Below are 11,029 nucleotides of genomic sequence, written 5' to 3'. Positions count from 1 at the left end.
GCTACTTCGATTTCCCGAAGGCTACCCCAGCGAAAGAGGGTCGAAAGGAGAAATATTTTCACTAAGGATTCATCCGATAATTTTGTGAAGTTGTAATTATGGGATGGGCATGCCAGTGTTGTGGCTGGTAATAAAGATAAATATTGACGAAAGACTAAATCTTGATCTACACTATTCATTGCGTGCTCCTTTTGTAGTGTAGGGAACTGATGAGGTCGTCTTTCCCTACCTACATTAGGAGTTTTTTTATTTTACCGCAAGGTGAAAAATCAATATTCAGTCTGATCTTACATTTTTTTACAAACGTACAACACTAATGGGCACTCAAACAATTCCAAAAACTTCCTTTAGTAACGAACTTTTATAGTTTAGAATGTTAGATTATAATGATAAAAAATAAAGAAGTAGCAATCCACGCAGATGTGAGGGGTTGCTATCTCTTTTTATAAATGTGGAAGTTCATTTGGGGGGCAGAGGTAATGGCGATTGCAGGTTATTCTAAGTTTCATCAATTTAAAAATTTGATTCAATCTATTCCCTCCTCTCAGCTAGAGGATATTATGCTAGATGAACAGTTTCTATTAGAAAAAGACGAAAAGAAAAATCTTGATATATATTACGCACCGTTTGAATATGTAAATCAAAAAGCTAGAATACTAATTGTTGGGATTACACCGGGTCTTCACCAAATGAAAAAGTCTTTCACGACTGTACTGAACGCTAAAAATCAAATTGAAAATGATGAGGAAATTTTAAGACAGGTAAAAAATCATTCAAGCTTTGAAGGACCAATGAGGAAAAACTTAGTTCACATGTTGGATGAGCTAGGTTTGCATGAATATTTGGGATTAACATCAACTATGAAGCTTTTCAACGAGGCTAGTAATATCGTACAGACTACTTCAATTATCCCATACCCTGTATTTTACAAAGGTAAAAACTTCAATGGGTCAACGCCAAATATATTAAAGAACGACATGTTGAAAAAATATGTGACTGATTATTTTGCTTCAGAAATGAGAAAGCTAAGCAATCCACTTATTATCCCATTAGGTGTGAATGTATCAAATGCAATAAACTACTTAGCTGATAACAATCTATTAAATGTAAAAAACTTTCTTTCAGGTTTTCCGCATCCCTCGGGTGGAAATGGCCATCGACACAAACAATTTGCTGATAACAAAACGCATATGCAAAAAATATTACAAATTCATTTTCAAAACGAAACGATTTCTACTTAAATCTCAATATTTTTTTAGAGAGGATTCTTCATTTGGAAGAATCCTCTTTATGTACGTGCCCAAGCATACAACTGGAGATTCATCTTTTCAACTCCCCCCAATTACCAGCAATATCATCGATTAAACAAAAATGCATCCATAAGAAAATGAGAAGGATTATTTCTTCTTTTGTCGAATGGTTGGTGGGGGAGGGGGAACGACACAAATGATTAGTTTATTTAAAATGAAATGCAATATATGCAATCCACAATTTCCCAAAAGGTCACTTCGAAAATACGAAAATGACAGAAAGCAAAAAATAAAAGTATGTATACAATGCTCCACCTATGCGGAAAGAAGAGCATTTAGAAAAATAAACTAAAATACAAAAGAAAAGTCGCGTCAAGCATCTCCTCAATTCTGATTATTCATAATTATTCCAGAGTTGTTTGGGTGCCTGGCACCCAAACAATTTCCAAACAACTTTCACACCTTTAGGATGCCTTCTCTTTTCTTTGCAACAGCACAGCCCCGATGACAATTAGTCCTTTAAAGGCTTCGCGCAAAAATGGCGGTACTCCAAATAAATTCAGCAAATTGTTCATAACGGCGATGATGAGCATTCCATATATGGTTCCGAGGATAAAGCCTCTTCCTCCCATCATGCTTGTACCGCCTACTACGGCTGCGGCGATGGCGTCCATTTCCATTCCTCGGCCGGCGTTTGAAAAGTCCATGGATCCGATACGGGAAACTTGGATGATGGCGGCGATCGAAACGAGCATTCCCATTAATGCGTACACTCGCAGCTTCACCTTATTTACATTTACGCCTGAAAGTTTTGCAGCCCGCTCATTCGATCCGACCGCAATAATGTGCCGCCCAAAGGTAGTCCGCTTCGAAACATAGTAAAGAATATACGCAATGATCCCCCAATAAATAATCGGCATGATCATATAATTTCCAAATTTATAACTAGCAATCTGTAAAAATTCAATTGGCACTTTTGGATTGTACCCTTGCATGAAGTGCTGCGTCACACTTCGAAAAATCATCATCGCCCCCAATGTGGCTATAAACGGCGGCACATTCCCTTTCGTAATCGTCATGCCGATCATTAATCCCAGTAAATATCCAAATAGAACAACGAGCATAATCGCTAAGACAAATGCAGGAAATCCTGATATGCCCATTATGCCTAAAATCCCTTTCGTACCCGTGTCAAGCAAGATCATCGTCAAAGCACCAGTTGCTACCAACGTAGATCCAACGGCTAAATCAATACCCCCTGTCATAATGACTAAGGTCATCCCAAGCGCAATAATCCCGACACCTGCATTATTTCGTAAAATATTGATCCAGTTATTGATCCAGGACTGGAACCACTCGCCAAATGAATGATAATCAAAGCCCAAGACCAATGTTTGTAAAATAATCATGATGATAAGGGCAATCGCTGTACTGAATATCGGATCCGTCGACCATTTATTTTTAAACCATATAAAAAAGTTTCCTTTCACAATGGTATTTTCCATCATTGTCTTTCCTTTCTATACATAAGTCAGCTGCCCACCCGTAGCGAGATTCATAATATTTTGCTCATTCATTGCATGTCCAGATACTTCGCCTTGAATGCCCCCATGGTACATGACAAGTGCACGGTCACATACTCGGATAATTTCAGCTGCTTCACTAGATAGAACCACAATGGCAATATCACGATTCGCAAGCTGCAATATAATATCGTAAATATCTTCTTTTGCCCCTACATCGACACCTTGGGTAGGATTGTCCAAAATCAATACTTTCGGATCCATTGCCAACCATTTTGCTAAAACAACCTTTTGCTGGTTTCCACCCGAAAGACTTGTAATGCTATCTGTCAGCTTCCCCATTTTTAATCGCAAGGCTCTTTTTTGCTTTTCAAAGGTTTCTACATGCTTTTTTACGTGAATGATACCCAGTTTCGCAAATGTTGACCACGTCACGATCGATGCATTCTCAATAATATTCATATCTTTAATAATGGCATTTTCTTTTCGATTGCGTGGTACATATGCAATTCCTTCTTTTATCGCCTGTGTCGTACTTTTAATCAAAACTTTTTTTCCGTTTAAAAATATTTTTCCAGACGAAACTTCATTTGCTCCAAATATCGCTTGAAAAAGTTCACTGCGTCCATCTCCAAGAAGACCGGTAACTCCAATGATTTCACCAGATTTAACAGAAAATTGGATATTTTGAAAAGAGTGCCCACCCGTCAGTCTCTCTACTCGTAAAATTTCCGCACCTATTTTTTTCTCTCTTAATAAAGATTCCGTCCGCACATCAAATCCGACCATAAAGCGTGCCAGATCATTCGTCGAAACGCTCCCTACAGCACCTTCCGCGACTAAATTCCCATCACGAAGTACTACATAACGATTACAAATCTTCATCACTTCATTCAGTTTATGAGAAATAAAAATGATTCCCACTTTATGGTCCTTAAGTGTTCTCATCATCGTAAAAACTCGCCCAATCTCCTGGTCAGTCAAGGAAGAAGTAGGCTCATCCATAATGATGATCGAAGCTTTTGTCATCATCGCCCGGCAAATTTCAACGATTTGCTTATAAGAAGCATCAAGGTTGCTCACCATCGTATTCGGATCAAGATTCACCTTCATTTGCTGAAACATACGTGCTGTTTCCTGATACATTTTCTCTAAATCAAGGCTGCCCCTTTTCGTTTTTAGTTCTCTTCCTAAAAACATATTTTCATAGATCGGCAAATCATTAATCAAATTCAGTTCCTGATGAATGAACGCAATCCCCGCTTCCTGCGACTCAGCAGGGGTACTAAATTCTACCAGCTTTCCATCTACATAAATCTGCCCTGAATCCGCTGGAAAAACCCCGCCCAAAATATTCATAAGCGTCGATTTTCCCGCGCCATTTTCACCAAGCAGGGCGCAAATTTCTCCGCCTTTCAGCGTAAACGATACATCTTTGAGGACATCATTACTCCCAAAGGATTTTCTGATATTTGCCATCTCAATGATCATATAATCACTTCCAACTATTTTATAGAAAAGGGCAAGCGGCTGCCTCATCGATAGACATACAAAAGAAACACGATGTGCCTAAAGTCCGAATCGGTGTTTACTTCGCAAGCGAGATGGACAGGAAATTTGCTAGTCGACGACCGCTTGCGCTAGACAGCTATAGCCATCATTCAAAAACTTTCTTTTAAAAAGAGAGACCATAGCTAAGCCATAATCTCCCTCCGTTTCTCGATTTCTAATATGGTGAATTTTCATCAAGAAAATCTTTATAATTATCGCGGTCAACAATCGTTGTTGGAATCACCTTAACTTCTTCCGCACTTTCATCATTCAAAAGACTAAGGGCAACATCTACAGCGTCTTTAACCATCGCCGGGCTGTATAGCGCCGACTCAATCCAAATATCTTCATTTTCAGGCATCATGTTAAAATATTCCTGCATACCGCCGCCTCCCGTTACAACTTTAATATCCGTTCTTCCAGCTTCGTCTATCGCCTGCAAGACACCGATAGACGTTTCATCATCCATTGAATAAACTGCATCAATTTTAGCGTTACTTGTTAAAATATCAGCAAAGTCTTTTAACCCATCTTCACGAGTGAACTTAGTGGCGTACGTTTCGATTTTCATATCAGGTGCAATTTCTGCCATCGTATCAACAAAGCCTTTCTTTCTTAACTCAGAAACGGAACCCGAAGTCGGAACTTCAAGCATAACGACATTTCCTTCTTTTCCAATCTTATCTACAATATATTTCGCACCTTGAATTCCCATATCCTCGTTGTCTCCGGATACGCGATACACTCCATCCGCATCAATGACAATATCAAAGTTTACTACCTTAATATCAGCATCTAGCGCTTTTTGAATCGGTACTTCCATTCCTTCCCATTGTGGAAATGCGACAATTGCTTCTGCCCCCCACGTCATCAAGTCATCCAACTGAGAAGTCATTTCCTCCGCATTAGAACTCGTTTGGATTTGATACTCAATATCATTCGATAGCTCCTTCGCACGAGCTTCGGCGTGGTAAGCAACTGCAGCCACCCAACCATGTGTAACCGCCGGAGCTAAAATCCCAATCTTATGTTTCTTATTACTGGAATCAGAACCCTCCGAATCATTGCCAGTGCTAGTGCCAGTGCCAGCGTCTGAATTTGTTGCCTTCCCACCACAGGCCGTAAGAAGCGGAACCATAACCAACAAAAGCAAAACAAATAAACGAAACACCTTTCCCACCAAAATACACTCCCCCTTTTTACAAAACTGGTATTCTCTCTAAAAACCCCAAAACCACCATTCAATGATGATTATGTCCAACAACCCAAATATATGAATTTTTAATTTGTTTGAGTGCCAGGCACTCAAACAACTCTGGAACTATTCAGAATTGTGTTCGAGTTGTGTGAGTGCCTGGCACTTACCTTCTCCCTTTTTGTCTTAATCACATGACAATTGTTACATTTTCGTATTTTAAGGCGAATTTTTTTGCGATTTATGTATAATAAGAAAGGAATAGTTTTAGGTAAGGGAGGATGTAAGGATGGAATGGGTTTTGATTATTTTGTTTGGTGCAGCAGTGTTGCTGCTCATTTTGTCGTTTATCAAATCGATGAAATCGTCATCAAAAATGGAAAAACAAATAGATCAGATTTCAAATTCTTTCATGGATGATATGTATCAACTAGAACAGAAAATAAGGAATCTTGAGTTAGATGCTGAAATCACCGCACAAGAAGCGGGGATATTACCAGTATCTTCAGAGCACCGTCTTTTGTTGCGTGACATGCTAGACTTACATAAGCGCGGATATTCATATGACAGCATTGCAACGAAAACACAATTAACCAAGGAAGAGGTAGACCGTTTGCTTGCCCCCTACATAAAAGCAAAGGATGAAAGGAGCAAGGTGGCCCAATGACATATCATTCGATGCGCAGTTTTGCCCTTGGACTACTTGTCGCAGCAAGCATGTGCGGCGCGGTGTACTATTTTGGTCCTAGTGAAGCAGATAGCGCACAAGCCGTCGAAAAAAAACCATCAATAGATGAAATGAAAAACACGCTAGTTTCTGAAGGCTATGTCATTCATTCAGAAAAAGAGTGGCGTGAGCAGGAAGAGGCCGCTAAAGCCGTTAAAGATAGCGAAAAAGAAAAGGTAGAAGAAAAAGAAGTAAAAGTAAAAGAAAAAATAATATACCGAACGATGATCACCGTATCCCCGGGCATGACAAGTATTGACGTGGGTAAAGCCCTTGAAAAAGCAAACATCATTGATAGTGGAATGAAATTTTTTAATGAAGTCGAAAAGAAAGGCTTGTCGAAAGATTTACGTCCCGGTACATTTGAAGTAGAAAGCGAAATGACAATGAATGAAATAATATCGATTATCTTTAAATAGCCTGATTTTAAACGACCAAAAGCCACATTAAATGGCTTTTAGTCGTTTTTTTAAATTGTTTGAGTGCCAGGCACCCAAACAACTTAAAAACAATTCAGAATTGTATCAAAATTGCGCGAGTGCCTGGCACTCATTCAATTCTATTGTTGATCATGCTGGAGATTGCTGTGATGGTTATTGGTTATCGTTTTTCTGATTTTTTCATTGATGTTGATTATTTTAGTGGATTTTGCCAGTTAGCTTAAGAATGGTTTGGTAATTGATTTTTATGAATATGTACAAATAAAAAGCGATTAAGCCAAAAATAAATAGTATTGGGGTGATCTCCCATATTTTGACGCTAATAAATAAATAGACTAATAATACTAAAACTGTTTTGTAAAAGTATACAATTGAGTAGATGAAGGAGGTTCTCAATATATTCATTATATTCGTTTGCATTGTAAGGATTAATATATATGGGATGAGATTAAACGAAATAATAAAAGACGCTAACAATAATGTTATGAAAGAAAAGTTATTGAAAAGTAATGAATAAATCGTATAACCAGAGAAAAAGTTGATGATCATGATAACAAAAAATTGCATCCAAATGGTCTTTTTTAATTTCATATTAGAGAGCATTTTTTTCGAATCTATAATATTTATTAGACAATGGCATAAGTATAGCAATGCAATAGGAATGGTCAATAAGGGAATAGAAATAATGTAAAAGAGAATATTCAATACCATTAATTGTGTTAACAATAATAAGTTGTGATATAACTTACTCTCTATACTAATCATTTCCATTCCCCTTTGTGATTATTTTAGTTTTTCTTCATTGGCCTTTATTTGTTTATTTCTTTCTTCAATTAATTTCGAGTAACCGTTGTCTTCTCTATATTTCACAAATTCCTCCATTGCTTTATCAACTTCACTATCAGATTTTGCATTCAATATTTTGGCAACTGTTTGAGACCAGTTTTGATTAATTTTTTCTGCATTTCTAGTAGATTCTTTTGATAAGTATACATCTACCCCTGCCAATTCAAACTGTGGAACAACATTATCTACGGTCCACTCTTTTGCTTGTTGTAAGGCTTTTGGAAATTGTGAAATACCCATTTGACGTGATAGCAAGGCGCTATCTTGTACCCATAGATGTGTTGTCAATCCGACTTCTTTTTCAAAGCCAGCAGGGTCAGTTTGTTTGAACTCAAGTAAATCTTGATTTAATACTGGGCTACCATCTACAACGGTATAGGTTTCCCCTTCTCTTCCGTAGTTCATCACAGTATTTCCATATTCACTAACTAAATAAGTTAAAAACTCTATTGCTTTTTGAGGATCTTTGACATCTTTTGAAATAAAGGTTTGTGTCCAACCTTCAATCGAAGTCCCTGGCAATGCTATTTCTCTGCCATTTGTTGAAGATGGCCCATCAATTGCAATATATTTTTTACCTGGGTGCTCATTAGCCCATAATGACATTGTATCCGTTTCACCTATTACATCAGAGGCAAAGTATGCAAAATAGCTGCCATTAGTCAGTCTAGCGTCCTTATCATCTTTTGTCATCGTAATCATGTCTTTATCTGTTAACCCATTTTGCCTAGCATGAACAAAAACTTTTAACCAACTTTGAAAATCTTCATCTGTAAAACGATCATAATATGTACCATCTTCCGCCAATACTGGTACACCAATAAAATCAGCTAGAGTCCTATTAAATACACCATTCTTCTCTGAACCCTCGTTAAAATCAGTTACACCAAGAGGGATCACTGGCTTTCCAAGTTCATCTTTTAATTCTAAATTTTTCACAGCTTCTAATGCAGATAAAAATCCTTCTTGTGTTGTCATATCTGGCTTTCCAATTTCTTCGTAAATATCACTTCGTACCATGAATGCCTGGTTGCCGTACATTCCGCCCATTTCATAATCCGATTTTGTATTTGAAAAATTGGGATACCCATAAATATGACCATCTTCTCTAGTAAAAAATTTAAGAGTTTCAGGTTTTGCAGCATGTTCTAGAAAATAAGGATCATATTTTGCAGCTAATTCATCTAAAGGAATAGCAAATTTATCTGCATCCTTTATTAAAGGGCTTGCACCGTCAATTGTAATAATATCTGGCAAATCTCCTGATGCTAACATTGTATTTAATTTATCATCTGATCCATTTTGATAATTAATGGTAACCTTTGTATCTTCTGTAATGAATTTTGAGGACATATCCTCTCCCCAAACTTGAGCAAACCAGTCGAAGTTAATATACCAATCTAAGTTTGCTTCTTTTTCATCATTTTTCCAGCTCGGTGTATCCTTATCAACTTCTATTGTAGAATCGGGTAATTTTGCTTCTTCTTTCTTACCACAGCCAACTACTATGACTGCTATAATTAATGTTGTTAAAATAGTAATAAATTTTTTCATAATGCATCCCCTTTTTTTAAAAAACTATTATTCTTTCACTCCTCCAACGAGCATTCCACTAATAAAATATTTTTGAAGGAATGGATAAACTAACATTATAGGTAATGTTGTTACAATCATCGTTGCTTGCTGCAAAGATTGAGTTGTAAAAGCTTTTGAAATATAGACTCCCGCCTTCGCAGAATTTGCCGCTCCCGTACTAGTTAATAACTGATATAAATAATATTGAATTGGATATAAAAATTTATCAGTAATATAAAGTTTTGCTACAAAAAAGTCATTCCATTGATAAACCCCATGGAATAAAGATATTGTTGCAAGTACCGGAAAAGATAATGGCAGAACGATTTTGAAAAACACTTGGAAAAAATTCGCACCATCGATCTTAGCTGATTCTTCTAATGATGCCGGTAAGTTTCTAAAGAAATTCATTAAAATAATCATGTCATAGAAACTAAACAATACCGGGATGATGTATACCCAAAAGTTATTTGCTAATCCCAAAGACTTTACTACTAGGAATGTCGGAATCATTCCACCGCTAAAGAACATTGTGATTACTCCCATTCGAATAAACACTTTTCTGCCCGCCAAATACGGTTTACTCATTGCATAAGCTGCTATGCCTGTAATAAATAAGTGGGCAGCAACACCGATTAAAGTTTTTGCAACCGTGATTCCAAATGCCTTATAAATGGTGACGTCTTTTAAGATTGTTTCATAGTTTACTAATGTAAATTTTCTTGGGAAAAAGTAAATCCCCCCTTTCATTGCGTCATAACCGTCATTGAATGATAGGGCAATAATATTAATCAACGGGAATATTATTAATGAAGAAAAGAAAAGCATGAATATTACATTAAAAATATTAAAGATTTTTTCGCCTTTCTCTAAACGCATATTCATACCTCCTTTTAGAATATTGAGCTATCATTTATTTTTTTGGTTAAAAAATTGGCAAGTAATAAAAGGATTACCGATATAACAGATGAAAATATTCCAACTGCTGTGGCAAAGGAGAAATCTCCTTGTGTTAATCCTAAGTGGTAAACGTATAAATCTAGCACTTCACTTTTGCTCATATTTGAAGAGTTTTGTAATACTAATGCTTGTTCTAGATTCGATCCTAAAACAGAACCTACACGTAATACGAACATTAAAACGATAATATAGCTAATACCCGGAAGCGTAATATGCCATATTCTCTTTAATTTCTTCGCTCCATCAACTTTTGCTGCCTCATATAGTGAAGGATCAATTCCCGACATTGCTGCCAAGTATAAGATGGTTCCCCAACCTACTTCCTTCCATATATCGGAGATCGTAGCTACCCACCAATATCCATTTGGATTAGTTAGGAATGCTATCGGCTCCGAAGTTAAATGAAGTGATAATAGCAAACTATTAACGATGCCAGAGGAGCTTAACCATGAAATGATCATTCCACCAAGAATTACCCATGACAGGAAATGGGGTAAATATGAAATGGTTTGAGTAAACTTTTTAAAAATGCCAAGTCTCAATTCGTTTATTAAAATAGCTAAAATGATTTCGAGTGGAAAGCCAATCAGCAATTTTAATAAACTGATCCCCAATGTATTGGTCAAAACATTATAAAAGTCTCTATCTCCAAAAAATGCTTTGAAGTTTTCGATACCTACGAATTCTGAATCCAAAAATCCTGTTAAAGGAGAGTAATCTTGAAAGGCAATGATTAACCCAAACATTGGTATAAATGAGAATACAATCATCAAGATAATACTCGGCCAAATCATCAATTGTAACTGCCATTGAGATAAAAATATTTTTTTAAATTTGTAATTCATCTTTATACCGCCTCTCATTATTCGCAAGACATTCTACTCGTATAAGCGATATTCTCACCTCTTCTTATAACAAATGAAACTTTATGAAATTAATTAATGTTCTTAATTATATGGGTG

The 11,029-nt window shown here is 36.6% G+C and carries 9 protein-coding genes; 3 read left to right on the top strand and 6 right to left on the bottom strand.

What is annotated here, in order from left to right; translation table 11 throughout:
* Nucleotides 1-449: 449 nt before the first annotated feature.
* Nucleotides 450-1,241, top strand: a complete 792-nt coding sequence (locus KHA96_RS12655) for a uracil-DNA glycosylase family protein (protein ID WP_249315505.1) — start codon at nt 450-452, stop codon at nt 1,239-1,241.
* Nucleotides 1,242-1,714: 473 nt separating this feature from the next.
* On the opposite strand, the gene KHA96_RS12650 is transcribed toward KHA96_RS12655, so the two are convergent.
* The 3 genes from KHA96_RS12650 to KHA96_RS12640 form a co-directional block, all read right to left on the bottom strand.
* The gene (locus tag KHA96_RS12650) at nt 1,715-2,755 is read right to left on the bottom strand and encodes an ABC transporter permease (RefSeq protein WP_249315503.1); all 1,041 of its coding nucleotides are present in this window, start codon (nt 2,753-2,755) and stop codon (nt 1,715-1,717) included.
* A gap of 15 nt (nt 2,756-2,770) precedes the next feature.
* A complete protein-coding gene (locus KHA96_RS12645; protein ID WP_249315501.1) occupies nt 2,771-4,252 on the bottom strand; it encodes a sugar ABC transporter ATP-binding protein in 1,482 nt (493 codons plus the stop codon).
* A gap of 247 nt (nt 4,253-4,499) precedes the next feature.
* A complete protein-coding gene (locus KHA96_RS12640; protein WP_349305762.1) occupies nt 4,500-5,504 on the bottom strand; it encodes an ABC transporter substrate-binding protein in 1,005 nt (334 codons plus the stop codon).
* A gap of 304 nt (nt 5,505-5,808) precedes the next feature.
* Here KHA96_RS12640 and KHA96_RS12635 point away from each other — a divergent pair, with 304 nt between their 5' ends.
* The gene (locus KHA96_RS12635; RefSeq protein WP_213129622.1) at nt 5,809-6,186 is read left to right on the top strand and encodes a hypothetical protein; all 378 of its coding nucleotides are present in this window, start codon (nt 5,809-5,811) and stop codon (nt 6,184-6,186) included.
* The gene (locus KHA96_RS12630) at nt 6,183-6,665 is read left to right on the top strand and encodes a hypothetical protein (protein ID WP_213129621.1); all 483 of its coding nucleotides are present in this window, start codon (nt 6,183-6,185) and stop codon (nt 6,663-6,665) included. The genes KHA96_RS12635 and KHA96_RS12630 overlap by 4 nt, the downstream gene beginning before the upstream one ends.
* An 804-nt stretch (nt 6,666-7,469) precedes the next feature.
* Here KHA96_RS12630 and KHA96_RS12625 read toward each other — a convergent pair.
* The 3 genes from KHA96_RS12625 to KHA96_RS12615 are packed head-to-tail and all read right to left on the bottom strand — an operon-like array spanning nt 7,470 to nt 10,912.
* Complete coding sequence (locus tag KHA96_RS12625) at nt 7,470-9,086, bottom strand: type 2 periplasmic-binding domain-containing protein (RefSeq protein ID WP_213129620.1); 1,617 nt, start codon at nt 9,084-9,086, stop codon at nt 7,470-7,472.
* Between the two features lie 27 nt (nt 9,087-9,113).
* Nucleotides 9,114-9,986 (bottom strand): carbohydrate ABC transporter permease, encoded by an 873-nt coding sequence (locus KHA96_RS12620; RefSeq protein WP_213129619.1) that lies wholly within the window; start codon nt 9,984-9,986, stop codon nt 9,114-9,116.
* Nucleotides 9,987-10,000: 14 nt separating this feature from the next.
* Nucleotides 10,001-10,912: an ABC transporter permease gene (locus KHA96_RS12615; protein WP_213129618.1), complete on the bottom strand. Its 912-nt coding sequence runs from the start codon at nt 10,910-10,912 to the stop codon at nt 10,001-10,003.
* Nucleotides 10,913-11,029: the final 117 nt, after the last annotated feature.

The sequence above is a fragment of the Bacillus sp. FJAT-49711 genome, from assembly GCF_018343715.1.
GTDB lineage: Bacteria > Bacillota > Bacilli > Bacillales > Bacillaceae_C > Lederbergia.
Note: the sequence above shows the minus strand (reverse complement) of the source record. Positions and strands in the feature narration are given on the sequence as shown.